This window comes from Bradyrhizobium sp. Kon69 (assembly GCF_055807515.1).
Window position 1 is genome coordinate 46,638 of record NZ_JBVVOS010000008.1, and the last position, 25,341, is coordinate 71,978.

Annotated in this window: 20 protein-coding genes, 1 tRNA gene and 1 pseudogene; 8 read left to right on the top strand and 14 right to left on the bottom strand. The window is 64.3% G+C overall.

From position 1 onward, the window contains the following. Window positions 1-8: 8 nt before the first annotated feature. From AC0L3U_RS12760 to AC0L3U_RS12770, 3 genes and pseudogenes are all read left to right on the top strand, one after another. Entirely contained in the window at window positions 9-698 is a 690-nt protein-coding gene (locus AC0L3U_RS12760; protein ID WP_473361989.1) for a DNA-3-methyladenine glycosylase I, read from the top strand. 24 nt (window positions 699-722) lie between these two features. Continuing rightward, window positions 723-1,016, top strand: coding sequence for a DUF1330 domain-containing protein (locus AC0L3U_RS12765; protein ID WP_106943743.1), 294 nt, complete (start codon window positions 723-725; stop codon window positions 1,014-1,016). 204 nt (window positions 1,017-1,220) lie between these two features. Beyond that, window positions 1,221-1,514 (top strand): annotated as a pseudogene (locus AC0L3U_RS12770) (hypothetical protein). A gap of 115 nt (window positions 1,515-1,629) precedes the next feature. Here AC0L3U_RS12770 and dinB read toward each other — a convergent pair. Next, window positions 1,630-2,733 (bottom strand): DNA polymerase IV, encoded by a 1,104-nt coding sequence (gene dinB, locus AC0L3U_RS12775; RefSeq protein WP_473361990.1) that lies wholly within the window; start codon window positions 2,731-2,733, stop codon window positions 1,630-1,632. A 122-nt stretch (window positions 2,734-2,855) separates the two neighbouring features. Between dinB and AC0L3U_RS12780 the strand changes: the two genes are divergently transcribed. Next, window positions 2,856-3,065 carry a hypothetical protein gene (locus AC0L3U_RS12780; protein WP_007616043.1) on the top strand — a complete coding sequence of 70 codons (210 nt, stop codon included), beginning with the start codon at window positions 2,856-2,858 and terminating at the stop codon, window positions 3,063-3,065. Window positions 3,066-3,157: 92 nt separating this feature from the next. On the opposite strand, the gene AC0L3U_RS12785 is transcribed toward AC0L3U_RS12780, so the two are convergent. The 10 genes from AC0L3U_RS12785 to AC0L3U_RS12830 form a co-directional block, all read right to left on the bottom strand. Continuing rightward, window positions 3,158-3,234 (bottom strand) — tRNA-Arg (locus tag AC0L3U_RS12785). Between the two features lie 73 nt (window positions 3,235-3,307). Beyond that, entirely contained in the window at window positions 3,308-4,363 is a 1,056-nt protein-coding gene (locus AC0L3U_RS12790; RefSeq protein ID WP_473361991.1) for a sensor domain-containing diguanylate cyclase, read from the bottom strand. A 1-nt stretch (window position 4,364) separates the two neighbouring features. Further along, window positions 4,365-7,475, bottom strand: coding sequence for a bifunctional diguanylate cyclase/phosphodiesterase (locus AC0L3U_RS12795; RefSeq protein WP_473361992.1), 3,111 nt, complete (start codon window positions 7,473-7,475; stop codon window positions 4,365-4,367). Window positions 7,476-7,611: 136 nt separating this feature from the next. Next, complete coding sequence (locus AC0L3U_RS12800) at window positions 7,612-8,697, bottom strand: branched-chain amino acid ABC transporter permease (RefSeq protein ID WP_473361993.1); 1,086 nt, start codon at window positions 8,695-8,697, stop codon at window positions 7,612-7,614. Then, entirely contained in the window at window positions 8,694-9,704 is a 1,011-nt protein-coding gene (locus tag AC0L3U_RS12805; RefSeq protein ID WP_473361994.1) for a branched-chain amino acid ABC transporter permease, read from the bottom strand. The genes AC0L3U_RS12800 and AC0L3U_RS12805 overlap by 4 nt, the downstream gene beginning before the upstream one ends. Further along, window positions 9,701-10,423 (bottom strand): ABC transporter ATP-binding protein, encoded by a 723-nt coding sequence (locus AC0L3U_RS12810; protein WP_473361995.1) that lies wholly within the window; start codon window positions 10,421-10,423, stop codon window positions 9,701-9,703. The genes AC0L3U_RS12805 and AC0L3U_RS12810 overlap by 4 nt, the downstream gene beginning before the upstream one ends. Next, window positions 10,420-11,196 carry an ABC transporter ATP-binding protein gene (locus AC0L3U_RS12815; protein ID WP_473361996.1) on the bottom strand — a complete coding sequence of 259 codons (777 nt, stop codon included), beginning with the start codon at window positions 11,194-11,196 and terminating at the stop codon, window positions 10,420-10,422. Before AC0L3U_RS12815 ends, AC0L3U_RS12810 begins: the two co-directional genes overlap by 4 nt. Before the next feature lie 220 nt (window positions 11,197-11,416). Beyond that, entirely contained in the window at window positions 11,417-12,583 is a 1,167-nt protein-coding gene (locus AC0L3U_RS12820; RefSeq protein ID WP_473362110.1) for a substrate-binding domain-containing protein, read from the bottom strand. 237 nt (window positions 12,584-12,820) lie between these two features. Continuing rightward, window positions 12,821-14,557 carry a putative bifunctional diguanylate cyclase/phosphodiesterase gene (locus tag AC0L3U_RS12825; protein WP_473361997.1) on the bottom strand — a complete coding sequence of 579 codons (1,737 nt, stop codon included), beginning with the start codon at window positions 14,555-14,557 and terminating at the stop codon, window positions 12,821-12,823. 208 nt (window positions 14,558-14,765) lie between these two features. Beyond that, complete coding sequence (locus AC0L3U_RS12830; protein WP_027566067.1) at window positions 14,766-15,731, bottom strand: sensor histidine kinase; 966 nt, start codon at window positions 15,729-15,731, stop codon at window positions 14,766-14,768. Window positions 15,732-15,926: 195 nt separating this feature from the next. Here AC0L3U_RS12830 and AC0L3U_RS12835 point away from each other — a divergent pair, with 195 nt between their 5' ends. Beyond that, window positions 15,927-16,766, top strand: coding sequence for an SDR family NAD(P)-dependent oxidoreductase (locus tag AC0L3U_RS12835; protein ID WP_473361998.1), 840 nt, complete (start codon window positions 15,927-15,929; stop codon window positions 16,764-16,766). A 119-nt stretch (window positions 16,767-16,885) separates the two neighbouring features. On the opposite strand, the gene AC0L3U_RS12840 is transcribed toward AC0L3U_RS12835, so the two are convergent. Both AC0L3U_RS12840 and AC0L3U_RS12845 read right to left on the bottom strand, forming a co-directional pair. Continuing rightward, the gene (locus tag AC0L3U_RS12840) at window positions 16,886-18,262 is read right to left on the bottom strand and encodes a cytochrome P450 (RefSeq protein ID WP_473361999.1); all 1,377 of its coding nucleotides are present in this window, start codon (window positions 18,260-18,262) and stop codon (window positions 16,886-16,888) included. 218 nt (window positions 18,263-18,480) lie between these two features. After that, entirely contained in the window at window positions 18,481-19,716 is a 1,236-nt protein-coding gene (locus AC0L3U_RS12845) for an LLM class flavin-dependent oxidoreductase (RefSeq protein ID WP_473362000.1), read from the bottom strand. 235 nt (window positions 19,717-19,951) lie between these two features. On the opposite strand from AC0L3U_RS12845, the gene AC0L3U_RS12850 reads away from it, so the two are divergent. Together AC0L3U_RS12850 and AC0L3U_RS12855 are read left to right on the top strand one after the other, a co-directional pair. Continuing rightward, entirely contained in the window at window positions 19,952-21,364 is a 1,413-nt protein-coding gene (locus tag AC0L3U_RS12850) for an MFS transporter (RefSeq protein WP_473362001.1), read from the top strand. Window positions 21,365-21,505: 141 nt separating this feature from the next. Continuing rightward, window positions 21,506-22,672 carry an extracellular catalytic domain type 1 short-chain-length polyhydroxyalkanoate depolymerase gene (locus AC0L3U_RS12855; protein ID WP_473362002.1) on the top strand — a complete coding sequence of 389 codons (1,167 nt, stop codon included), beginning with the start codon at window positions 21,506-21,508 and terminating at the stop codon, window positions 22,670-22,672. 118 nt (window positions 22,673-22,790) lie between these two features. Here AC0L3U_RS12855 and AC0L3U_RS12860 read toward each other — a convergent pair whose 3' ends face one another. Continuing rightward, window positions 22,791-23,471, bottom strand: a complete 681-nt coding sequence (locus AC0L3U_RS12860; RefSeq protein ID WP_473362111.1) for an MBL fold metallo-hydrolase — start codon at window positions 23,469-23,471, stop codon at window positions 22,791-22,793. A 171-nt stretch (window positions 23,472-23,642) separates the two neighbouring features. On the opposite strand from AC0L3U_RS12860, the gene AC0L3U_RS12865 reads away from it, so the two are divergent. Further along, the gene (locus tag AC0L3U_RS12865; RefSeq protein WP_473362003.1) at window positions 23,643-25,244 is read left to right on the top strand and encodes an alpha-amylase family glycosyl hydrolase; all 1,602 of its coding nucleotides are present in this window, start codon (window positions 23,643-23,645) and stop codon (window positions 25,242-25,244) included. The last annotated feature ends 97 nt before the right edge of the window (window positions 25,245-25,341 follow it).

The window sequence follows — 25,341 nt, forward strand, 5'->3', positions numbered from 1 at the left end:
GTCTTCCCATGACCTCCTTCAAGACCATTCGTGCGCGCGCCGAAAAACGCAAGGGCGGGCCCAAGGCGCTCGAAAAGCTGATGCCCGAAAAGCCCGACCTGAAGGGCCTCGCCAAACGCGGCGACGACCGCATCCTCGCAGAGATGACGAAGCGTGTGTTTTGCGCGGGCTTTGCCTGGAGCGTGATCGAGACGAAATGGGAGGCGTTTGAAGACGCCTTCCTGCGTTACCAGCCGACCAAACTCACCTTCCAGCCGGAGGATTATTGGGAGGGCCTGCTGCGCGACGCGCGCATCGTGCGCAACGGTGCCAAGATCATGTCGGTGCGCGACAACGCGGCCTTCGTCCAGGAGATCGCAAAGGAACACGGCAGCTTCGGCAGGTTTCTGGCGAAGTGGCCGCCGTCCGACCAAATCGGCCTGCTCGATCTCCTGAGCAAGCGCGGCAGCCGGTTGGGTGGCAACACCGGCCAGATGCTGCTGCGGTTCGTCGGCTGGGACGGCTTTGTGACGTCCAGGGACGTCGTGGCGTGTCTGCGCGATGCCGGTCTCGACGTTGCCGAAGAGGTCAAGTCGAAGGGCGATCTGGCAAAGGTGCAGGCGCAGTTCAACGCCTGGGCCGAGGAGACCGGGCTGTCCTACACATATCTGTCACGCATCTGTGCGCTGTCCGTCGGCGAGAACAGAAGCGATCATTAGGCCACGAAAACCAGGAGAACAATCATGGCCAAAGCCTATTGGGTTGCCACTTATCGCGCGATCAAGAACCCCGACGCCATGGCGGCCTATGCCAAGGTGTCGCGCCAGGCCATCGAAGCGGCTGGGGGCCGCGTGATCGCGCGCGGGATGCCGGCTGCAACATTCGAGCTCGGCTTGATGGAACGCGTCGTGCTCATCGAGTTCGACAGCGTCGCGAGCGCCAAGGCGGCATATGAAAGCCCGGCCTACAAGGCCGCCCACGATCTGCTCGGCGACGGCGCCGATCGTGACATCCGGATCGTCGAAGCCGCCGAGTAGCGCTGCATCGGCGGGATCGTGGACATCGTGTGGCGATCCCGTGCCATGAGCGGGGCGGCTGCCACGCGCGATCACGAATTACATTTTTCCGGAACATTTGTGCGCAGCACCCGTTCGGGACATTGAGCCAGGCGAACATCGGCGCAGGGAACGCCCGCTCTGGCTTACCTCAATGAAACCGACGTGACAGAAACGGAGCAGCTCATGAAGCTCACATCCGAACAGGTGAAGCAGACCGTCAACCAGCTCGGCGCTCAGGTGCTGCCCGACGAGCATCCCGCCATGCCGCAGCTCAACAGCATGTTCGGCTAGCACACTTTCTTCGTCGATGAGACCGGGCTGAAGGTCGTCGAGCCTACGGCGCCCCCCGGCACCGAGCGCCAGAGCGGCGAAGTCGTCAGCCTCGCCGATTGGGGCGATTCCGAGCTGACCCGCCTGATGGCGCACGAGCCCGAGCCGACCGGCGTGATCGTGGTGTTCGAGCACGTGAGGCATTGATCGGGCCCAGCGGATCGACCTTCGGTGGCGAGTCTGAAAACCCGCCACCGTAGATTCGCGTGGTGAGCGCGCTCTACGTGGCTGTCTGCGTCCGCCGAAAGCCCGTCAGTTTGGTTCAGATGCCAAGAGTCAGCTGCGGCGGCTCCGCATCGTCCCCGGCCTGGAGGGAAGACAGCGAGACCCCCAGCAGCCTGACGCTCTTGGGCAGCGGTATCTCGGCTTCGAGCAGGCCGCAAGCCAGCCGCTCAAGATCGTCGCGGCCTGCAACCGGCGAAAGAGCGGACCTGCTGCGCGTGATGATCTCGAAGTCGGCAAACTTGATCTTCAAGGTGATGGTGCGGCCACGGCTGCCGGTCGCCTCGCAATGGCGCCACACCTTGTCGACGAGCGGCTTGAGCTCGGCGACCAGCGCGTCGAATTCGGTGAGGTCGCTCGAGAACGTGGTCTCCGCGCCGATGGACTTGCGGACCCGGTTGGCCCGGACCGGCCGTTCGTCGACGCCGCGCGAGATCCAGTAGTAATAGGCGCCCGACTTGCCGAAATTCGCATTCATGAACTCCAGCGTCTGACGACGAATATCGAGACCGGTGAACATGCCGAGCGCGTTCATCTTCGCGCCCGTGGCCGGGCCTATCCCATGGAATTTTCCGACAGGGAGCGTCTCGACGAAGGCGGATCCCATCTCCGGTGAGATCACGAACTGACCGTTGGGCTTGCGATGATCGGAGGCGAGCTTGGCCAGAAATTTATTGTAGGAGATGCCGGCCGAAGCGTTGAGGCCGGTCTCGGCCTTGATCCTCTCGCGGATCTTGAGTGCAATGTCGCGCGCCAGCGGGATGCCTTGCAGGTTTTCCGTCACGTCGAGATAGGCCTCGTCGAGCGACAACGGCTCGATGATCGGGGTATGCTCCGCGAAGATGTCGCGGATCTGCCTGGAGATCGCCTTGTAGACCTCGAAGCGCGGCTTGACGAAGACCAGATCGGGACATTGCCGCTTCGCCGTCACGGACGGCATGGCGGAGCGAACGCCGAACTCGCGGGCCTCATAGCTGGCGGCCGCGACGACGCCACGTTCCGCCGAGCCTCCAACGGCGACCGGCTTTCCGCGCAGGTCCGGATTGTCGCGCTGTTCCACGGACGCGTAGAAGGCATCCATGTCGATATGGATGATCTTGCGGACGGGCGAGGTCTCGCCGGCCACCGTGTCGGATTCGCTCATGGCAAGATGATACAATTGAGCGATGAGAAGTGCGAGGTGAGGTGTGATTCACAGAGCAATCTCAGGCTTGTGAGTGGCAAGCATGGGCATGCGCTCTAATATGAGGTCGCGGAGGACAGCCCATGCAATACAGCTCCGAACTCATTCGAACGATGCGTCAGGCGCTGGAGGCCGTGATGGCAAGCGTGCCGCCCGATCAGTCGGTCTTCGGCCTGAAGGCGGCCGTCGCCGAATGCATCCTGAAGGCGGCCGCACACGGTCAGACGTCCTACGACGGACTGGTGACGTCGGCTTCCGACCAGGTCCAGGCGATCATCTCGATGCTGACATGAGCGCGGGCTTGCGCTGGGCAGGCGATGACTTGAGCGCGTGCGGTAACAAGGCAAATCGGGTGAGGGTGCTTCCAGCGCGGACTGGAAGAGACTGGCGCACCCGACACGATTCGAACGTGTGACCTTTGCCTTCGGAGGGCAACGCTCTATCCAGCTGAGCTACGGGTGCTAGTCGAGCTTCATTTAGCCGATTGGCGAGGGGTGGGCAACCGCTTCCACCGTCTCCTGCAGGCTGATTTGGGCTAGGCTGATTTACGGCCCGCACGGCCAGGAACCGGCACGCCGTCCCGCCCGAGCTTGGCGAACTCGGCGAGCAGCCGTTCGGAGCACAAGACGCGGTTGCGGCCGAGCCGTTTGGCCGCATAGAGCGCCTGGTCGGCCGCGCCCAGCAGCCGGTCGGGGCTGCCGTCGGTTTCGCTGGGAATGTGGCTGGCGACGCCGACGCTGAGGGTGACGCGGTCACCGGCCCCGACGGCGCCATGGGTGATCCGCAAGGCCATCACGGCGCAGCGGATCTCGTCGGCGATGACGCAGGCGGCATCGCAATCCATGTCCGGCAGGATCAGCGCGAATTCCTCGCCGCCATAGCGGCTGGCGAGATCGAGCGGGCGCACGGCATAGCGGCTGACGACGGACGCGACCGCGCGCAGGCATTCGTCGCCGCTCTGATGGCCGTGGCGGTCGTTGAACAGCTTGAAATGATCGACGTCGACGAACAGCAGCGCCATCGGCTTCTGCGTCCGCTGGGCGCGGGCCCATTCGCTCATCAGCATCTGGTCGAACGCGCGACGGTTCGACAGGCCGGTCAGCCCGTCCTTGGTGGCAAGCTCCTTCAGGGCCATCTCGGCGCGCTTCTGGTCGGTGAGGTCGCGCAGCGTCTCCACCACCGCAATCAGATGGCCGGCTTCGTCGTGGATCGGGCCGGCGTCGATGGCGAGATAGAGCTGGCTGCCGAGCTTCGGCATCACGCACCAATTCTCGGCGCTGAAGCCGAGCCCGTTATGGCCGCGCGCGGCATATTCGGAATAGAACTCCGGCAGCTGTTCCGGGCGGTCGAGCGCGACAAGATCGGCGAGGCAAGGGCGCCTGGTCTCGTAGAAGGCCTGCCAGTGCTTATTGGTACCGATCACCTCGGAGGCGGCGACGCCGGTCAGCCGCTCGCAGGCTCTGTTCCAGATCACGACGCGGCGCTTGGGGTCGATCACGAAGGTCGGCACCACCAGATGCTGCATCAGCCGCACGGCATAGGAATCCGCAACGTCGACCGTCTTGGCTGACGTTTTCCCCGGCTTCGTCATGTCATGCCACCGCCGCCACCGGCAAGGCATGGCTCCGACCGAACAGCTGTCGCACTTCGCTGGCCGGCTTCGGTCTGCTGAAGAGATAGCCCTGCATCTCGGTGCAGCCGAGCGCGCGCAGCATCTCGCGCTGCGCCTCGGTCTCGACGCCCTCCGCGACCGTGGTCATGTTGCTGGCGGCGGCGATGTTCACCACCGCCTGCACGATCACGGGCGCGCCGCTCGCCTCGGCGATATCAGCGACGAAGCAGCGGTCGATCTTGATCTTGTCGAACGGGAAGCGCTTCAGATAGCTGAGCGAGGAGTAGCCGGTGCCGAAATCGTCGAGCGCGATGCGCACGCCGATGGCGCGGAGCTGGTGGAGGATCGAGAGCGCCGCCTCGTCGTCGCGGATCAGCACGGCCTCGGTGATCTCGAGCTCGAGCCGGCACGGGGCAAGTCCGGAATCCGCGAGCGCGCCGGCGATCCGCAGCGCCAGCGTCTCGCATTTGAGCTGCACCGGCGAGACGTTGACCGCGACGCGCACATGCGTCGGCCAGGTCGCGGCCTCGTTGCAGGCCATGCGCAGCACCCAGTCGCCGAGCTCGTTGATCAGGCCGGTGTCCTCGGCAATCGGGATGAACTCGGCCGGCGACACCATGCCGCGCTGCGGATGCCGCCAGCGCAGCAGCGCCTCGCAGCCCGTGACCTCGTTGGTGCGCAGGTCGACCAGCGGCTGATAGTGGATCTCGAAGCCGCCGTTCACCAGGGCCTGGCGCAAATCCTGCTCCAGGCTCAGGCGCGCCTTGGCGCTCGCATCCATCTCCGGCTCGAAGAAGCGGTGGGTGCGGCGGCCCTCGGCCTTGGCGCCGTACATCGCGAGATCGGCATTCTTGATGAGCTGGTCGAGATCGGTGCCGTCCTGCGGCGCCATCGCGATGCCGATGCTGGCGTCGGTGGAGAGCTGATGGCCGAAGCAATGATAGGGCCGGCGGATCGCCTCGAAGATCCGCATCACGAATGACACCACGTCGGCGGATGACTCGATCCCGGTCTGGATCACCGCGAATTCGTCGCCGCCGAGCCGCGCGATCAGGTCGCCCTGCCCGAGGCAGCCGCGGATGCGGGCCGCGATTCCCTTCAAAAGCTCGTCGCCGACATGATGACCGAGCGAATCGTTGATGCCCTTGAACTCGTCGACGTCGATATAGAGCAGCGCGAACTGATTGCCGCCGCCGACCTTCTCGAGTTCGCGCTCGATCTGCTCGCGGAACAGCGCCCGGTTCGGCAGGTCGGTGAGCGCATCGTAATGCGCCATATGCGCGATCTTCTCGTCGGCGCGCCGTCGTTCGGTGACATCCTCGACGACGTTGATGAGGTAACGCGGCTCGCCGGATTCGTCGCGGATTCCGATCCGGGTCGAGGTGATGTAGCGCATCCCCTTGGCCTGGCTCTGCCAGGCATGCTCGTCCTTGAACAATCCCCCGCCCGCCTTCAGCGCCTTGCTGTCGTCGTCGGTGACGATCCTGGCGGATGCATCCGGGTAGATATCGAAGGGAGTCTTGCCGACGATGTCTTCACTCAACTGACCGAATTGCTCTTCGGCGGTCCGATTGACCAGCAGATATCGCCGCGTTTGGGCATCCTTCACCGTGATCTGCGACGGGATGTGGTCGATGATCTCGCGCAGGAACATGTAGTTGCGATCGCGTTCCTGCTCCAGCTTACGGCGCTCGGTGATGTCTTCGATCGTAGCCACCCATCCGCCCTGCGCGAGCGGGGTGTTGATGACCTGGAAAGCGCGGCCGCTCGGCAAGTGATGGCTTCTGGTGGAGACGGTGCCCTCCGCGACGATCCTCATGACCTCGGCGCAAAATGCCTCGACATCGCCTTCGAACGCGCCGCGCTCCTTGCGGTGATACATCGCCTCGCGGATGTGACAGCCGGGCTTGATGACGTCGTGAGAGAGGCCGAACATGTCGGCGTAGCGGCGGTTGCAGGTGACGATGTAGCCCGCGGCATCGTACAGGATCAGGCCTTGCGACATGTTGTTCAAGGCGGTGTCGAGCCGCCCTCGCTCCGCTTCCAGCCGCTGCTGCGCCTCGCGGTTCTGCCGGTTGATCTGGCGAACGATCAGGAACAGGATCAGCGCAATCACCGTGGCCGAAAGCGCGGCGGTGGTGACCATGAAACCGGTCTGCTGCCGCCAGTCGGCCAGCGCGGCCTTCGTGGTGTTGGTCGCGACGATGACCAGCGGGAAGTGCGACAGCGAGGCCCCGGAGCCGAGGCGCTCGTCGCCGTCGATCGGGCCCTTGACGCGCAGGGTGTGCCGGCCACCTTCGGCCAGCATCTTGCGCATCAGCGGCGCGTCCTTGAAGTCCCTGCCGATCAGCTCTTCGACATGCGGGTAGCGCGACAGCATCCTGCCATTGCGGTCGAACAGCGAGATCGCCGTGCCCTCAGCAAGCGCAACGGACGCGAAATAGTTCTGGTAGCTGTCCGGATCGATCCGGCGGACCATCGTGCCGAGGAAGCTGCCGTCTGCGCCGCTCAGCCGACGCGCGACGACCGTGGTCCATTTTCCGATGATGAAGCTGCGGACCGATTCCAGCGCCACCGGCTCGGCCATCGGATTCGATTTGAAGGTCTGAAAGTAGGTGCGCGAGGAGATGTTGATCTTGGGCAGCGGTTGGGCCCGCGACCAGTTGATCAGTTCGCCGTCGGCGTCGTAGATCGCGATGTCGCCGAGGTAGGACACCGGGCCGATCTTGCTCCGCAGCATCTGGTTCGTCGCGGCTCCGGACATGCGCTCGCGGAACATCGCGGCCGAACTGATCTCCGGCAGGTTCATCTGCCCGATCACATCGGCGGCGACGACGTCGGAATCTTCGAATTGCTGATCGAAGTGCCGCGCGATCAGCTGTACCGTATTTTCCAGCTCGCGCTCGCGGTTGGCCAGGGTACGTTCGCGAAATTCGCCGACGGCCATCGCGGTCACGGCGAAGATCCCGGCGACCAGCAACACGCCGCACAAAGTGAGCCACAGCACCGGTCCGCGCCGAATGGCTGCCTCCCAGCCGTGCTTCGCGGCTAGGAACATTCCGGCCGCAATTCCTGCAAAGACCTGGCGCATTCCCCCTCCCTGAAGGGACAGGGATACACCACACAAATGGCGTAAAGCTTAGGAAAGCCAGTTACCTGAGCGTTAATCGCGTTGCGCGATCACGGTGCTGTACAGCGAGCCGCTGCGCTGCATCATGAATCACGCGTTAATGCGAGCTGCCCGCGCTCTTGTCGCCGCCGAGATTGCGCAACCGTCCGACCACGCCGGTCGGAAAGAAGTAGACGCTGGCGATGAAGAGCAGCCCGAGCCATAGCAGCCAGCGGTCCGGATGCAACAGCCCCGGCAGCAGCGGCAGGCCGGCTTCCGACGCCGCCTTGGAGGCGACGCCCATCAGCGCCTGCAGATAGTTTTGGGCGAGGATGAAGATGGTGGCGCCGATGATCGCGCCGTAGATCGTGCCCATGCCGCCGATCACGACCATCAGGAGAATGTCCAGCATGATCGAGAAGCTGAGCGAGGTATCGGGGCCGGCATAACGCAGCCACAGTGCATTGAGAATGCCGGCGCCGGCGGCGACCAGTGCGGCGATGCAGTTGGCGTAGCTCAGGTGGAAGACAGTGCGGAAGCCGAGCGCCTCGGCGCGGAAGCGGTTCTCGCGGATCGCCTGCAGCACGCGCCCGAACGGCGAGTTCACCACCCGCAGCAGAGCGAGGATCATCAGGGCCGAGACGGTGAACACCAGATAGTAGGTCAGGATGCGGCCGTTGATCTCGAATCCCAGCACGTTCCTGGAGATCAGTACCGTGCCGGGCCTGAGCAGCTCGGGCAGCTGAAAGCTGCGGCCATCTTCGCCGCCGGTCAGCCAGGACAGCTGCGAGGCCAGCACCTGGAAGGCGGATGCAACGGCGAGCGTGATCATGGCAAAGAAGATCGCGGCGACCCGCAGCGAGAACAGTCCGATCGCAAGCGCAAGCAGCGCGGCAAGCGGCAGGCCGACCACGATGCCGGTTGCAACCGCACCCCAATTCGGGCCCATCCCGTACAGCGCGATCGCGATCGCGTAGCTGCCGATTCCGTAGAACATAGTGTGTGCGAACGACACCGAGCCGGTATAGCCGAGCAGCAAATCGTAAGAGGCGACTAGGGCTGCAAAGACACAGATCTTGGCCGCGACGTTGAGCGCCTTCGCCCCGGGAAACAGGAACGGCGTCGCCACCAGCGCCAGGATGATGAGGACGAGAACGAGCGTGAGCACGCGGCTCTTCGGCGGATCGCCTGACAGGATCATCATCGGCTGGTCACCGCATAAAGGCCGCGCGGCCGCCACATCAGAATGGCGACCATCAGCAGGATATTGGAGACGAGGGCGAGCTTCGGCACCAGGAAGCCGCCGTAATTGGCAATCATCGCCACCAGGATCGCGCCGATGAAGCAGCCGCCGATCGAGCCGAGGCCGCCGATGATGACGACGATGAAGATCAGGACGGTGAGGTCATCGCTCATGGAGGCGTGAACCTGCTCGCGATACAGCGCCCACATCACGCCGCCGAGGCCGGCCAGCGCCGATCCCGTCATGAACACGCCGAGGAACAGACGGCGGATGCGATAGCCGAGGGCCTCGACCATCTCGCGGTTCTCGACGCCGGCGCGGATCAGAAGCCCGAGCTTGGTCCGGTTGAGCACGAGCTGGATCGCGATGAAGACGGCAAGGCCAATCAGCGTCGCCAGCACGCGGTATTTCGCGATCGCGACGTCGCCGAGGATGAAGGAGCCGCGCAGCGACGTCGGCAGCGGCGTCGGGATGATCTGCGGCCCCCACACCGCATACAGCGTCTGCTCGGCGACGATCAGGCCGCCCGTCGTCATCAGGATCTGCTTCAGATGCTGGCCGTAGACGGGCAGGATCAGCACCCGCTCGACGATCAGGCCGAGCGCGCCGGAGACCGCCATCGACAGCAATGCCGCCGGCGCCAGGACCGCGAGGTTGATCCACAGCGAATCCGCCTGGAGGGAAGCGGCGAACGGCGCCAGCACCAGGGTCGCGACATAGGCCCCTACCGCGATGAAGGCGCCATGGCCGAAATTGAGCACGTCCATCAGGCCGAACACGAGCGTGAGGCCGGAGGCCATGATGAAGATCATCATGCCCATCGCGAGGCTCGCGGCCGTCAGCGTCAGCCAGGTGCTGGGCGAGCCGATCAGCGGGATCATCACGAGCGCGACCGCGATCGGCAGCAGGATCGGCGCGATGTCGCGCTTCAGCTTCGGCAGCGGATCGGTTGCGGCGAGCTCGGTCATTGATGCGTCTCCAGGCTCAGGCCGAGCAGCCGCTCCTGCAGCGGCACGTCGGAGGCCAAGGCCGCCATCTCGCCGCGATGAACGATGGTGCCGTTGTCCATCACCAGCACGTTGTCGCCGAGCTCGCGGGCGGCAAAGAAATTCTGCTCGACCATCAGGATGGTGGCGCCCTTGCGCTTGATCTCCTTCAGGCACTCGATCAGCGCCATCACGATTGCCGGCGCCAGTCCCTTGGTCGGCTCGTCGATCAGCAGGAGCTTGCGCGGTTCGATGATAGCGCGGGCAATCGACAGCATCTGCTTCTGTCCGCCCGAGAGACTTCCCGCGCGCGACAGCCAGAACCGGCGCAGCGCCGGGAAGAAGCCAAAAATCCAGTCGAGCTGGGCGTCGTCGAGCGGCCCGTCGCGCGCCGCCAGCACCAGGTTTTCCTTCACCGTGAGGTCGGAAAACACTGCCATGCTCTCCGGCACGTAGCCGACGCCGAGCCGCGCGATGTCGGGCGTCGCACGGCTCTCGATGCGCTCGCCGGCGAGGCTGATCTCGCCGGAGGAGGCCTGCCAGAGGCCCATGATGGTGCGCAACGTCGTGGTCTTGCCGGCGCCATTGCGGCCGAGCAGCATCGTGGTCTGCCCCTGCGCGACAGCGAGATCGATGCCCTGGAGGATGTGATAGCGGCCGATATGGGTGTGAACACCGGAGAGCTTCAACAGATCGGTCATGCTGCGCTCCCTGCAACTTTACTCGGCGCGACGCCGAGATAGGCTTCCTGCACGATCGGTGACGCGATCACCTCGGCAGGCGGACCGTCCGCAACAAGCTGCCCGTTATGCAGCACGATGATGCGGTCGGCGAGCGATCGCACCACGTCCATCTTGTGCTCGACGAGCAGAATGATCCTGCTCTTGTCCTGCTTGAGCTGCGCGATCAGATTCAGCACGACCGGCACCTCGTCGATGCTCATGCCCGCGGTCGGCTCGTCGAACATGAAAACCTTCGGTTCGAGCGCCATCATCAGCGCGACCTCGAGCTTGCGCTGATCGCCGTGCGACAGTGCGGTCGCGGCGACGCCGCGGCGGCCGCCGAGCGCGACCTGATCCAGGATAGCATCGGCGCGGGCGATCAGATCGCGGCGGACCATCCAGGGCCGCAGCATGTCGTAGTGAGTGCCGTCGGCGGCCTGCACGGCAAGGCGGACGTTTTCCTCCACCGACAGATTCGGAAAGAGGTTGGTGAGCTGGAACGCGCGTCCCAGGCCCGCGCGCGTCCGCATCGGCGCGGAATGCTGGGTGATGTCGGTGCCATTGAACAGAATGCTGCCGCTCGATGCGCGGAGCTGACCGGAGATCAGGTTGAAATAAGTCGTCTTGCCGGCGCCGTTCGGGCCGACGATCGCGGTGAGCTCGCCCGGGCGGAAGCTGCAGGTGACGCTGTTGACCGCGACATGGCCGCCGAAGCGGATGGTGAGGTCGCGGGTTTCGAGGGTCAGCGTCATGGAGGATCTGGCAAATGATGAAATGAGATGTATCAGCGGCCGCGCTGCGCACCCTCTCCCGCTTGCGGGGGAGGCACAGGCGGCCTTCGGCCGCCGTTCTTGAAAGAACGCCGATGCGGAGCATCGGCTATGGGAGAGGGGTCTCGGCAATCGAGAACCCCAAGAGGATGGAGCCCTCTCCCGGCCTCTCCCGCAAGCGGGAGAGGTGAAGTCAAAAAACTCAGCGCTTGTTCTTGATCGGAACGTCCATGTCCTCGATCTTCAGCTCGCGCACCGGCTCGAGCACGGCCCAGGCGACATTCGGATCGACCTTGACCTTGAAGTGATACATGCTCTGGAGCGCCTGATGGTCTTCCTTGCGGAACATCATCTTGCCCTTCGGCGTGTCGAACTCCAGGCCTTCCATGGCCGTGATCAGCTTCTCGGTGTCTGTCGACTTCGCCTTGGTGACGGCGGCGGCGACGGACATCGCGGCGGCGAATCCGCCCGCGGTGAAGAAGTCCGGCGGCGCGTTGAAGCGCTTCTGGTGCTCGGCGACGAACCAGTCATTCACAGGGTTCTTCGGGATCGCGTAGAAATAATAGGTCGCGCCTTCCATGCCGGGCAGGCCCTTATAGGCGGCGAGCGCCGGCAGAATGTTGCCGCCGGTGGACAGTTCGATGCCGTAGCGCTTCGGATCCATGTCCTGGAGCTTTGCCAGCGGATTGCCGGCGCCGGCCCAGATCACCCAGATCACCTTGCGGCCCGGCTTGTCCTTCAGCGCGTCGAACAGGCGCTGGCCGACCGCGGTGAAGTCGGTGGTCGAAGTCGGGGCATATTCTTCGGCGGCGAGCGTCGCGCCGGTCTTGCCGAGCGCCTCCTTGAAGGCGGCGACGCCGTCGCGGCCGAAGGCGTAGTCCTGCGCCAGCGTCGCGACGGTGACGCCCTGCTTGCCGATCGCGACCGCGTTCGAGATCGCGTCCTGCGACGAGTTGCGCGCGGTGCGGAAGATGTAGCGATTCCACTTCTCGCCGGTAATCTGATCCGCGACCGCGGGCTCGACGATCAGGATCTTCTTGTTCTCCTCGGCGACGGGCAGGATCGCGAGTGCCGCGGCCGACGAGGTCGTGCCGATCGCGATGTCGGCCTTGTCGTCCTGATAGGCTTCCGCGAGCGCGGCCTTGGAGAGATCGGGCTTGCCCTGGTCGTCCTTGGTGATGACGACGATCTTGCGCCCGTCGAGCGTCATGGTGCCCTTGGTGGCGTATTCAAAACCCATTTGCAGGCCGGTCTCGGTCTGCTTGGCATAGGCCTCGAGCGGGCCGGTCTTGCCGTAGATCAGCGCGACCTTGAGATCGTCGGCCTGTGCGGAGGTGCCCGCGGCGAGGGCGAGGATGGTGGTTGCCATGACGAGTGATCGACGCACGGTGGTCCCTCCTGATGAAATGCTTTGGCCATAGCGATTTGCACAACCGTGCGGACATTGCAATTCCACCTTCCGGCGGACCACGCGACGGGCATGTGTGACATTGTCCCGGCCCGGCCGCGCCGGATCGCTTCTGCCGAGGAAATCGGCAGATGCAATTGTCGACCTCACCCGTGGAACGGGTTGCTCAGGCTTTGCAAAGTAATGAACGGCGAGGGGTTACCGCCGATATCCGTTCGCGCGGGAATAGCCCTGCCGGTTCTGTTGCATCGAGCGGTTTGTGACGCTGGCGCGTGCTTCGCTGGAGACCGGCGTTGCGAGCTTCAGCTCCTCCAGGAAGATCGGCCGGGAAAAATAATAGCCCTGCGCGTAACGGATCTTGGTCGCAGCCTGGAGGTAGGCGAGCTCCTCGTAGGATTCGATGCCTTCGGCAATCACGGTCATGCCGAGCGCTTCGCTCAGGGATTCGATCGCGCGCAGGATGCCCTGGTTGCGCGGGCGCTTATGGATATCGGTGATGAAGGAGCGGTCGATCTTGATCTCGTCCGCGGTGATGTCGGCCAGCGCCGAGAGCGAGGAATAGCCGGTGCCGAAATCGTCGATCGAGATGGCGACGCCGAGCTTGCGGAACATCGGCAGGATCTCGGCCTGGAAATGATTCTTGGCGACGAAGGCGTCTTCCGTCACCTCGATCATGAAGCGCTGCGGAAAGCCGGTGTCGTCGAGCGCCTGGGCGAAGCTGCGCATGAATTCGGGGTTGCCGGCCTGCTTGGCGGCGACGTTGATGCTGATGGTCGCTTCCGCACCGAACGTCTCGTTGATGAGGTCGATGGACTTGACGATCTCGGCGAGCACGAGATGCGTCAGCTCGTCGATCAGCCCGAGTTCGGTGGCAAGATTGATGAACGAGCCGGGCGCCTGGATCACGCCCTCGTCGTCGCGCAGCCGCACCAGGGCCTCGATGCCCTTCACCTCCTGCGTGCGGATGTCGACCTTCGACTGGAAGGCGCAGCAGAAGCGCTTCTCCAGGATGGCCTGCCGCAGCGACTGCTCGATCTTCATCCGCGCCAGCGCCTCGCGCTCCATGCTGGAATCGAAGAAGGCCGCCGATCCCTTGCCGTCATTCTTGATGCGGTACATCGCGATGTCGGCGTTCTGACGCAGTGTCTCGAAGCTGCTTCCGTGATCGGGGTAGAGGCTGATGCCGACGGAAGTCGAGGCGAACACTTCCGAATTGTCGATGAAGAACGGCGCGGTCAGCCGCTCCAGCGTCGACTGCATGAATTCGGCGACTTCCTCCTGGCTCTGGATCGGTGACAGCAGCAGCAGGAATTCGTCGCCGGAGATGCGCGACAGCATGTCCGACTCGCGCAAGCCGCGTCCAAGCCGCTTCGACAGCTCGACCAGCAGGGCATCGCCCACCGCGTGGCCGTAATAGTCGTTGATGTGCTTGAAATTGTCGACGTCGAGAAAGGCGAGCGCAAAGCGCTCGCCGGCGCGACCCTGCGCGAGCAGGCTGGTGGCGCGATGTTCGATCACGCGCCGCGAGGGCAGGCCGGTCAGCTCGTCGAAATAGGCCGAGCGGAACAGCTGGTCCTCGAAATTCTTCTGCTCGGTGATGTCGGACGAGGCCGAGATCAGCAGCTCGCGTCCGTCGAAGCGGACCGGACGGTGGGTGGTCAGCAGCACCTGGCGTGCGGCTCCGTCGTGGAGCGCTTCCTCGGCGACGACCGCACGGCCGGAGCTCAGAGCCTGCCGGCAGGCTTCCTGGCGGGGCGCGAGATCGCGCGAGGGGCGGCTGCCGTCCATGCCGAGCTGGGCGGCCGCGACATCGTTGACCAGGAGAAGTTCGCCTTGCGCGTCCTGCACGGTCAGGCCGGCAGGCAGCATTCTAACGATTTCCTTGAGAAATCCGAGTTCGGCTTCGCTCGCGCCGGAATATTTGTTGTCGTTCATAGAAGTCATGAATCTTGTTGTTTCAGCGCGCTTTTGCAATGGCCGCGATTTTGCGCGGTTCCCTCTTAAGTTTGGTTAAGGGGTCCGGAGAATTACGGTGGTGTTTTGCGGCGATGCGACGCGCGCAGCCCATCGTCATTAACAGGGCGTCAACGCGTCCGGCGAAACCGCGAACGAAGCGCGCGAACGGCTTTCGTTGGCGCCGTGTCTAACCGTCCTTGGGGATACGGCATTGCATGGTGCAATGGAGTCCGGTCCTGAGATAGGAGACCTCCGTCTTGCCGTCGAAGGCCGACAGCGCGGACTTCAACAGCTTGGTGCCGAAACCCGGCTCGGAGACCTTGTCGACGCTCGGGCCCTCGGTTTCATCCCAGGTCACGGTCAGACGGTCGTCGCTGACGGTCCATGACACCTGCAACAACCCGCGCGGCGCGGAGAACGCGCCATATTTGCCTGCGTTGGTGGCGAGCTCGTGAAACATCAGGGACAGTGTGACCGCAAGCTTCGGCGGCAGGAACAGCCGGTCGCCGTTGAGCGTGAAGCGGACATGGCCATAAGGGCCGAGCTCGGAGATCAGGAGGTCGCGAATGTCGCAGCCGGCCTTGTCGATCCGCGAGATCAAATCGTCGGTCGCGGCAAGCGACCGCAGCCGCGGATCGATCCGGGCCCAGATTTGCGGCTGATCGTGCAACACTTGATGCAGCACCGCATGCACCGTCGACAGCTTGTTCTTCAGCCGGTGCTGGAGCTCGTCGACCAGCAGCTTGCGATAGTCTTCCTCTTCGATCAGGCGTCTGGAAATCCGGCGCTGCTCGACAAGGAGCGAGCGATAATGCTCGACGCCCCAGATGGTGAGGGCGCTGACCGCCCAATAGAGCGCCAGCAGGGCGAATCGCGCGTTATCGGCAAGGGCATCGCCAAAATTCACGACGACGCCGAGCACGCCGCCGACGAGCGCCGTGATGATGCCGATGCGGAAGCCGCCGAACGCGGCCGCAAAGAACACGGCCGGGAAATAAGGCGTGAAATAGACGTCGGGCCGCACATGGGCGAGAGCCCAGCGCGCCAGCGTCGCAACCAGCAGGCAGGCGACCGCAAACGCAAGGCTCAAGCCGAGCGATGGCGGTGCCACGCCCTGCCAGCCCTTGCGGAATTCGTCGATCAGCTTCCCCATGCGCGATCCGGTGGCGATACGCGTTCGACAATCGAGCGGTCGCCAGGAATGTTACGCATGTCGCCGGCCCCAAGCAAAGCTTGCCTTGTCGGAAGCCGGCAGGAATAGTGCCTGCTGCGGCGCCAACCGTCGCGGCGCCGTCGTCGATCGGTGTCCGCCATTTGGCATCAAGGGGTTCGAAAACAGGGACATTCCATGGGCAGGTTGGATGGCAAGGTCGCGGTGATCACGGGCGCGACGAGCGGGATCGGTTTGCGGACTGTAGAAGTCTTCGTTGCCGAAGGTGCCAAAATTGTGATCGCGGGCCGGCGCATACCGGAAGGCGAGGCGCTGGCATCGCGGCTCGGGGAGAATTGCGTCTTCCGCCAGACGGATGTGACGGTCGAAGCGCAGATGCAGGCGCTGATCGCGCTCGCAATGGACGAATTCGGCCGCATCGACTGCCTGTTCAACAATGCCGGCGGCCCGGCGCAGACCGGCGGCATCGAAGGCCTCGAGGTCGAGCGCTTCGACGCGGCGATGGCGACCCTGCTGCGCAGCGTCATGCTCGGCATGAAGCACGCCGCGCCCCACATGAAGAAGCAGGGCTTTGGCAGCATCATCAACAATGGCAGCATCGCCGGCCGTCTCGCCGGCTTCTCGTCGTCGATGGTCTATGGTGCGGCCAAGGCGGCGGTGATCCACCTCACCAAATGCGTGGCGATGGAGCTCGGCGAATCCAACGTCCGCGTCAACTCGATCTCGCCCGGCGCCATCGCGACCGGCATTTTCGGCAAGGCGCTCGGGCTTTCGACCGACGCGGCGGAGAAGACGCCGGCGGTGATGCGCGAGGTCTACAAGACCGCGCAGCCGATTCCGCGTGCCGGCCTTCCTGACGACATCGCCCATGCAGCGGTGTTCCTGGCCAGCGACGAATCCAGCTTCATCAACGGCCATGACCTCGTCATCGATGGCGCGATGACCGGCGGCCGCAACTGGAGCCAGCAGCAGCAGGGCTACGTGGCCCTGCGCAAGGCGTTCGATCAGGGGGCGTAGGCGCCACGGGCGACGAAGCCGTAGGGTGGGTTAGCGAAGCGTAACCCACCACTTTTGTCACTGCTGACAGCAAAGAGGTGGGTTACGCCTTCGGCTAACCCACCCTACGAGAGCGATGCTCACACCGCCTTCACCCGCACCCGCAATCCGTCGCGCGGTTTCGGGATCGGCCACATCTGCCAGTCCGGCTTGTAGCCGGGCTCCAGCGATACCTCGATATTCTGCAAGAAGTGCCGCGCGAAGCATTTGGCCTGCATGTAGGCGAAGTGCAGGCCGAGGCACATATGCGCGCCGCCGCCGAACGGGACCCAGGCGAAGCGGTGGCGGTTGCGCTGGGCCTCCTCGGTGAAACGCAGCGGATCGAAGCGCTCCGGCTCCGGCCAGATGTCCTTCATGTGGTGGGTGTAGAGCGGATTGACGCCGATGGCGGTGCCGGCCGGAATCGAAAAACCCTTGAAGGTGAAATCGCGCATGGCGCGGCGCGGCATCGAGGGCACCGGCGGCTTGATCCGTAGCGCTTCCTTGAACGCCATCTCCGACAGCGGCATCTTTTCGAGATCGTCGAAGCTGCTCGGCGCATCGGGGGCGAGCCCAAGCGCCATGACTTCCGCGCGCAGCTTGTCCTGCCAGTCGGGGTTTGCCGCGAGCTCGCCGATGAACGACGTCAGCGACGAGGTCAGCGTGTCGTGCGCCGCCATCATCAGAAAGCTCATGTGGTCGATGATGTCCTGTTCCGACAGCAGCGCGCCGTTCTCGTGGGTTGCGCGGCAGAGCTGCGAGAACAGATCATCGCCGCCGTGATTGCCGCGTCGCAGCGGAATCTGCTCGCGGAAATAAGCGACGATGCGCTTGCGTCCCCTGACGCCGGCCGCCATCTGCGTGCCGGGCAGCGGTCGGCGGATCGGGGCGACGGCGGCGGCGACCATGTCGACGAAGGCGCGGTTGATCTCGTCGACCTCCGGCCCGATATCGGCGCCGAGAAAGGATGCGGCGGCGAGATCGAGCGTGAGCTGCTTCATCGCCGGATAAAGCTGCATCTCGCCGGGCTTTGCCTTCCACTGCGCGACGCGGGCGGCGATGCCGCGGTCGAGATCGCTCAGATACGATTTCATCGGTCCGGACTTGAATGCGACCGATAGCGCCTTGCGGTGCAGCCGGTGCTCCTCGAAATCCAGCAGCATCAATCCGCGCGGAAACAACAGGCCGAGCACCTTGTTCCAGCCATGGGTCGAGGAGAACAGCTTTTGCTGGTCGAACAACACGAGTTCGTTGGCCTCGGGGCCAAGCAGCACGACATTGGTCTCGCCGAAGAAATGCGTGCGATAGACCAGGCCGTATTTGGCGCCGTTCGCCTCGATATGCCTCTTGGGGTCGGCGAGGACCTGAAAGGTCTTGCCGATGATCGGCCAGCCTTCGTCGCCCGGGATGTGAGTCAGCTCGTTGCGCTTGGGCGGAGTGAAGCCGAGCGCAGGTGCGGCCACATTCTGCATCGACATGACGATTGCTCCGGTTGGCTAGACCCGGCCAACATAGCACAATCCGGGTCCGCTGATGCGGCGGTCGTCCTGCGCGCACACATACCATTGGTCGTCCCGGCGAAAGCCGGGACCCATAACCCCAGGGAGAAGTTTGTCGCGAGCCGGTAATCGCGAATCTTCGCCAAACACAATTTGGTGGCTATGGGTCCCGGCCTTCGCCGGGACGACAGTGCCGCCTATCGCTTCGCCGCTTCCTTCTGCAAATCCGGTGCATTGACGGCCGGAATCGCAACGCGGCCCGCGCCGGTCACCTTCAGCGCCTCGGCGGCCTTCTCGTTTTCCATGATCTTGGCCATCACGGCCTGGCCCGCACGCTCGAAGATCGCGCGGTTCTCGATCACGAATTTTTGCGACTTGCGCAAGCTGTCGATGTAGCCGTTGATTTCGGGCACGACATAGCGCGCGACCATGTCCCAGCTCCGGCGCGTGTTCTCCGGGTTGGCCCAGTCGTGCACGAAGCCGATGACGGCGCCGACGCCGCCGGACACCTGCATCACGTTCTTGATCATCTTGACGAGATCGTCGGGCGTGCCGATGACGGAGGCCGCGCCGTCGACGAAAGCGGTCTTGTCCACGGCCTCGTCCGGCGACGCGAACGCGGTGAGCCCGGGCCGTTGCAGCGTGCCGACATTATATTCGTTGTGCCAGCGCATCAGCCCGGCGCCGGCCTCGCGGCGGGCCTGCTCGCGAGTCTCGGCGATGTGCCAGGTCAGCAGCACGCGCCAGTTCGCGCGATCGACCTTGGTGCCGTGCTTTTTCGCCGCGTCCTCGGCGAACTGCCATTGCTGCTGCAGCGACATCAGCCCCTGCGTCGTCATCGAACCCAGCGAGATGATGCCGATGCCGTATTTGCCGGCGAGCGTCATGCCGGAAGGCGAGATCTGCGAGGCCACGACGAACGGCATTTCCTCCTGCAGCGGCAGGAGCTGCAGCGCGGCGTCGTTCATGGTGAACCAGTCGCTCTTGGCGGTGACGCGCTCGCCATTGAAGAGACGGCGGATCACCCCGATCGCCTCGTCCTGGCGGTCGCGCTGCGTCATCGGATCGATACCGAGCGTATGCGCGTCGGAGGCGAGCGCGCCGGGACCGGAGCCGAAGATGGCGCGGCCGCCGGTCATGTGGTCGAGCTGCACCATGCGCTGCGCGACGTTGTAGGGATGGTGATAGGGCAGCGACACCACGCCGGTGCCGAGCTTGATCCGCTTGGTGCGCTCGCCGGCCGCCGCCAGGAACATCTCCGGGGAGGCGATCATCTCCCAGCCGGAGGAATGATGCTCGCCGCACCAGAACTCGTCATAGCCGAGGCTATCCAACTGCTCGACCAGGTCGAGATCGCGCCGGAACTGGAGCATCGGATGCTCCCCGATCGGATGATGCGGGGCGAGGAAGGCTCCGAACTTCAGGCGCGCCATGGCGTTCTCTCCAACTTACATTTTTTGTTTGTTTGTGGCGCGAAGCTACGTGCTGAAGGCAGCGAACGCAATCGCGCGATGTCCCGCACGGCGGAATGCAGCCATGCGTGTGTCGTCTCCCTCTCTGTGGCACGCAGAGAGAGGCGGAGCGCGCGGGGATCCTACCTTCGAGGTAATCGCGACGCCGCATGAGGCCTGCGATGATCGGCAACGACATCCGAAGGGTCGCGCGCCGATGCATCAAACCGTCACAAAGCCTCTCGATACGTCGCGTCGCTGGTGGGTGCTGGCGATCGTGGTCGCCGCCCAGTTCATGTTCGGTGTCGATGCCTTCGTGGTCAATGTCGCCATTCCGACCATCGCGGTCGAGTTGAAGGCGTCGCCGGCCCAGATCGAATCCGTCATCGCGATCTACCTGATCGCCTATGCCACGCTGGTCGTCACCGGCGGCCGGCTTGGCGACATTCACGGCACCAGGAACGTGTTCCTGGCTGGCCTGCTCGGCTTCACCCTGACGTCGCTGTGGTGCGGACTGGCGCAATCCGGTGCGGAATTGATCGTCGCGCGGTTGGCGCAGGGTGCCTCCGCCGCGCTGATGGTGCCGCAGGTGCTGGCGACGCTGCATCTCCTGTTCACCGACGAACAGCGCAACCGCGCCTTCGCCATCTACGGCATCGTGCTGGGGCTCGCGGGTGCCGCGGGCTTTCTGCTCGGCGGTCTCCTGGTCACGATCGATCTCGCCGGCACCGGCTGGCGCGCGGTGTTCTTCGTCAATGTGCCATGCGGTCTCGTCATCGCGGTGGCGGCCTGGCGCATCATGCCTTCGGTACCGCATCGCGCCGGCACGCGGCTGGATATCGCGGGCAGCATCGTCCTGTTCGCCGGATTGCTGTGCATGATCGGTCCGCTGCTGCTCGGTCACGATGTCGGCTGGGCGCCTTGGCTGTGGCTGGTGATGGCGATCGGCGCCGTGATCCTCCTGGCGTTCCCGAAGCTGGAGCATGCGGTGGCACGCGCTGGCGGCATGCCGCTGATCGATCTCTCGTTGCTGACGGACGCCGCTTTCCTGCGCGGCCTCGGTGCGGCGTTCTTTTTCTTCTCCGCCAATCTCTCGTTCTATCTGGTCATGACGTTGTTCATGCAGCGAGGGCTGATGATCCCGCCGCTCGCGGCCGGCATGGCCTTTATTCCGCTCGCGCTCGCTTTCGTCGTGGCCTCGCGCCATAGCGGCGCACGGGCGCGCCATCGCGGCACCAAGGTCTTGATCGAAGGCTGCGCGCTTCAGATCGCGGGTCTCGCGGCGCTTGCGCTTGTCGCGTTCTCTGTCGATGCGCCGTCCGCGCTCCAGCTCGCGCTCACCATGATCGTCTTCGGCTACGGTCAGGGGCTGGTGATGGCGCCGCTGTCCGGCGCGGTGCTCTCGACGGTGAAGCCTGTGGCCGCAGGCTCTGCCTCCGGCATGTATGGCACCACGGCGCAGATCGGAAATGCGGCCGGAGTGGCCGCAATCGGCGCCGTGTTTTTTGCCGCCGAAGCGGTGCAATCAGCGCGCGCAGGATTTCTCGTCTCGCTCGCGCTGTTCGTGACATTAATCATGATCTGCGCCGCATTCCTGGCGTGGATGCGCCGTTCATCTGCACGAAGTTGAGGCATTGCGGTTAATACGTGCGGATTTCTGCAGGTGTTCCTGCGATTTAGCGGATCTTCGACAGCACACGGTCTTTTTATTTTGCGCTGCAGCAACTATTTGGTTTGGGTGGACGTTGAACGTCGCCTGCCAGGAGTTGCCGTGTCGTTAACCAGAAATGTCGACCTCTTGAGACGTCTGCCAAAGCTGGACGGATTGCGCTTCGCCGACTTTGGCCGCAGCGCCGATGCGTCCAGTCCGTTGCAGGAGGTCACGGGCTTCGGCGACAATCCCGGCAATCTGCGCCTGTTCGCGTTCGTGCCGCCGCAATTGCAGAAGCCGCGCGCGCTCGTCGTCGTGCTGCACGGCTGCGGCCAGACGGCGGCAAGCTATGACCTCGGTGCCGGATGGTCGACGCTCGCCGAGCACTATGGCTTCGCGCTGTTGATGCCGGAGCAGCAGCGCGTCAACAACAGCAACACCTGCTTCAACTGGTTCAATCCGGAAGACACGGCACGGGACAGCGGCGAGGCGTGTTCGATTCGCGAGATGATCGCGCACATGATCGAAACCCATCGCGTCGATCCCAAGCGCATCTTCATCACGGGCCTGTCGGCCGGCGGCGGCATGACGTCGGTGATGCTCGCGACCTACCCTGAAGTCTTCGCGGCCGGCGCGGTCATCGCGGGACTTCCCTACGGTATCGCGACCAATCTGCGCGAGGCGCTCGACGGCATGTTCCATTCCCCGGAGCGGCCGGCGCGCGAACTTGGCGATCTGGTGCGGCGGGCCTCGGATCACCGCGGGCCCTGGCCGAGGATCTCGGTGTGGCACGGCAGCGCCGATCGCACCGTCAATCCCGGCAATGCCAACGAGATCGTCAAGCAATGGCTCGACCTGCACGATCTGCCCGAGGCCCCGATGGCGGAAACCAATATCGACGGCTATCCGCGCCAGGCCTGGTGGAACAAGGACGGCGAGACTCTCGTCGAGTCCTACGCCATCACCGACATGGCCCACGGCACGCCGCTCGGCCTTGCCGACAACGACCAACGCTATGGCGTGGAAGGCGCGTTCCTGATCGAGGCCGGCATCTCCTCGTCCTATCACATCGCCAAATTCTTCGGCCTCACCGGCTGGATTCCCGACGCGGCGAAGAAGGCCGAGCCAAAGCCGACGCCGGCCCGCTCGTCCGCGCCGCATCTGGCCCGCTCGATCCGCGCCGCGGTCGCCGAAGAGACGGCCGAGCCGAAGCGCGAGGACGCCCGCGGCTTCGATCTCGGCCAGATCATCACGCGCGCGCTCACGGCCGCGGGATTGATGAAGTAACTCAGGCCGTCGCGCCGATAAGGCAAGAGTTTTGTACCGGTCGTCGCTGCGATCCGCGACTGGGGTGACCGCAACCTGAGCCAGCCCGCAGCGTTTGCAGACGCCGCGGAATAGGCGCTCACATCTCGCCGGTGATGAACGGATTGGTCATCCGCTCCTGGCCGATGCTCGAGCCGGCGCCGTGGCCGCAGATGAAGCCGACATCGTCGCCGAGCGGCAGCAGCTTGGTCTTGATCGATTCGATCAGCGTCGCGTGACTGCCGCCGGGCAGATCGGTGCGCCCGACCGAGCCGGCGAACAGGACGTCGCCGACATGGGCGAAGCGCAAGTCCTTGTTGAAGAACACCACGCTGCCGGGCGAGTGGCCGGGGCAATGATAGATTTCGAACCTGAGATCGCCGATCGCCACGCTGTCGCCTTCGTCGAGCCAGCGGTCCGGCTCGAAATTGCGTACCCCCGTCATGCCGAAGCGCGCGCCGCTCTCGACCACGTTGTCGAGCAGGAATTTGTCCGCGACATGCGGGCCCTCGATCGGCACCTTCAGCGCGTCGCGCAGGTCGGCCGCGCCGCCGACATGGTCGATATGGCCGTGAGTCAGCCAGATCTTCTCCACGGTGACGCCGGTCTGCTTGATCGCGTCCAGGATCTTCGGCACGTCGCCGCCGGGATCGATCACCACGGCCTTCTTGGAAGGCTCGTCCCAGATGATGGTGCAATTCTGCTCGAACAGCGTCACGGGGACGATGATCGCGCCCGCCTTCGCGCCTGCCTCGGCTTGTGTCTCGTTTTGCTCGCTCATGCGGCCCACAATGCCGATTTTTGCCATGCCGCCAAGCAAAAGATTCGTGCCCTCGCCGGGAACAGCGGCAGCCGTCGTCACACGACCGTCCCAATTCGCCTGCTGGTTTGAACCGGGGCGCTCGTTCCGCGTTCTCCCGCGCGACAAGCAGATTTTGGATGGATTTCCCGCATGGCTCAGGGCGGCAGCAATTGGTGGCGCGACGGCATCTTCTATCAGATCTATCCGCGCTCCTTTCAGGACTCCGATGGCGACGGTGTCGGCGATCTCGCCGGCATATTGCAGCGGCTGCCTTATGTGAAATCGCTCGGCGTCGACGCGATCTGGCTGTCGCCGATCTTCCCCTCGCCAATGGCCGATTTCGGCTACGACATCTCCGACTACACCGGCATCGAGCCGCTGTTCGGCACGATGGCGGATTTCGATGCGCTTCTTGCTGCCGCGCATGACAATGGCCTCAAGCTGATCCTCGACCTCGTGCCGAACCACACCTCGGACCAGCATCCCTGGTTCGTCGAGAGCCGTTCCTCGCGCGACAATCCCAAACGCGATTGGTACATCTGGCGCGATCCGGGCGAGGGTGGCGGCGTGCCGAACAATTGGCTGTCCGAGTTCGGCGGCAGCGCGTGGCAGTTCGACGAGACCACCGGTCAGTACTACTATCACGCCTTCCTCGCCCAGCAGCCGGACCTCAATTGGCGCAATCCCGATGTCCGCGCCGCGATCTACGACGTGATGCGGTTCTGGCTGGAGAAGGGCGTCGACGGTTTTCGCGTCGACGTGATCTGGCACCTGATCAAGGATGCCGAGTTCCGCGACAACCCGCCCAATCCGCATTATGTCGAGGGCCGGCCGCCCAACGAAACGATCCTCACGCAATATTCCACCGACCAGCCGGAGGTGCACGACGTCATCGCCGAGATGCGCCGCGTCACGGATGCCTATGCTGCCCGCGTCCTGATCGGCGAGATCTATCTGCCGCTGCATCGCCTCATGGCTTACTACGGCAACGACCTCACCGGCGCGCAGATGCCGTTCAATTTCGCGTTGCTCTCGACCTTCTGGAGCGCGCGCTCGATCGAGAAGATCGTCGAGGATTACGAGAAGGCGCTGCCGAAGGGGGCCTGGCCGAACTGGGTGCTCGGTAATCACGATCGCCCGCGCGTCGCAAGCCGCGTCGGGCCGGAGCAGGCCCGAATCGCCGCCATGCTGCTGCTGACGCTGCGCGGCACGCCGACGCTCTACTATGGCGACGAGATCGGCATGCATCAGCTCGCGATCGCGCCCGAGTTCGTGCGCGACCCCTTCGAGAAGAACGTGCCCGGCATCGGTGTCGGCCGCGACGGCTGCCGCACGCCGATGCAGTGGGATTCCTCCAACTTCGCCGGGTTCTCGGACGTCAGGCCATGGCTGCCGCTGCCGGAGGATCACATCCACAACAACGTCGTCGATCTCGACGCCGATTCACGTTCGATCCTCACGCTCTACAAGCGCCTGATCGCGTTGCGGCAGGGGTGTCCGCCGCTGGTCGCGGGTGATTATCATCCGATCGCGGCGCAAGGCGATCTCCTGGTCTATCGCCGCGAGGCCGAGGGCAGGGCGGTGATCGTGGTGCTCAATCTCGGCCCTGAGCCGATCCCGGTCACCACCAGCGCGATCAAGTTCGGCAGCGAGATTCTGCTGTCGACGTTCCTGGATCGAGAGGGGGAGCGGCTCGAAGGCGTGCTGGATTTGCGCGGCAATGAGGGGGTGGTGGTGATGCCACCATCTTAGCCGTCGTCCTGGACAAGCGAAGCGCAGAGATGACCGACGCTCTTTCCTCGTCATTGCGAGCGCAGCGAAGCAATCCAGAATCTTTCCGCGTGACAGT

Excerpts from the sequence above, each read along its gene's own strand:
- AC0L3U_RS12810 (WP_473361995.1), bottom strand. The coding sequence starts at position 10,423 with ATGACCGATCTGTTGAAGCTCTCCGGTGTTCACACCCATATCGGCCGC.
- AC0L3U_RS12800 (WP_473361993.1), bottom strand. The coding sequence starts at position 8,697 with ATGATGATCCTGTCAGGCGATCCGCCGAAGAGCCGCGTGCTCACGCTC.
- AC0L3U_RS12860 (WP_473362111.1), bottom strand. The coding sequence starts at position 23,471 with ATGAGCGAGCAAAACGAGACACAAGCCGAGGCAGGCGCGAAGGCGGGC.
- AC0L3U_RS12805 (WP_473361994.1), bottom strand. The coding sequence starts at position 9,704 with ATGACCGAGCTCGCCGCAACCGATCCGCTGCCGAAGCTGAAGCGCGAC.
- AC0L3U_RS12830 (WP_027566067.1), bottom strand. The coding sequence starts at position 15,731 with ATGGGGAAGCTGATCGACGAATTCCGCAAGGGCTGGCAGGGCGTGGCA.
- AC0L3U_RS12790 (WP_473361991.1), bottom strand. The coding sequence starts at position 4,363 with ATGACGAAGCCGGGGAAAACGTCAGCCAAGACGGTCGACGTTGCGGAT.
- AC0L3U_RS12765 (WP_106943743.1), top strand. The coding sequence starts at position 723 with ATGGCCAAAGCCTATTGGGTTGCCACTTATCGCGCGATCAAGAACCCC.
- AC0L3U_RS12840 (WP_473361999.1), bottom strand. The coding sequence starts at position 18,262 with ATGTCGATGCAGAATGTGGCCGCACCTGCGCTCGGCTTCACTCCGCCC.
- AC0L3U_RS12760 (WP_473361989.1), top strand. The coding sequence starts at position 9 with ATGACCTCCTTCAAGACCATTCGTGCGCGCGCCGAAAAACGCAAGGGC.
- AC0L3U_RS12825 (WP_473361997.1), bottom strand. The coding sequence starts at position 14,557 with ATGAACGACAACAAATATTCCGGCGCGAGCGAAGCCGAACTCGGATTT.
- AC0L3U_RS12835 (WP_473361998.1), top strand. The coding sequence starts at position 15,927 with ATGGGCAGGTTGGATGGCAAGGTCGCGGTGATCACGGGCGCGACGAGC.
- AC0L3U_RS12815 (WP_473361996.1), bottom strand. The coding sequence starts at position 11,196 with ATGACGCTGACCCTCGAAACCCGCGACCTCACCATCCGCTTCGGCGGC.
- AC0L3U_RS12780 (WP_007616043.1), top strand. The coding sequence starts at position 2,856 with ATGCAATACAGCTCCGAACTCATTCGAACGATGCGTCAGGCGCTGGAG.
- dinB (WP_473361990.1), bottom strand. The coding sequence starts at position 2,733 with ATGAGCGAATCCGACACGGTGGCCGGCGAGACCTCGCCCGTCCGCAAG.
- AC0L3U_RS12795 (WP_473361992.1), bottom strand. The coding sequence starts at position 7,475 with ATGCGCCAGGTCTTTGCAGGAATTGCGGCCGGAATGTTCCTAGCCGCG.
- AC0L3U_RS12850 (WP_473362001.1), top strand. The coding sequence starts at position 19,952 with ATGCATCAAACCGTCACAAAGCCTCTCGATACGTCGCGTCGCTGGTGG.
- AC0L3U_RS12820 (WP_473362110.1), bottom strand. The coding sequence starts at position 12,583 with ATGGCAACCACCATCCTCGCCCTCGCCGCGGGCACCTCCGCACAGGCC.
- AC0L3U_RS12865 (WP_473362003.1), top strand. The coding sequence starts at position 23,643 with ATGGCTCAGGGCGGCAGCAATTGGTGGCGCGACGGCATCTTCTATCAG.
- AC0L3U_RS12845 (WP_473362000.1), bottom strand. The coding sequence starts at position 19,716 with ATGGCGCGCCTGAAGTTCGGAGCCTTCCTCGCCCCGCATCATCCGATC.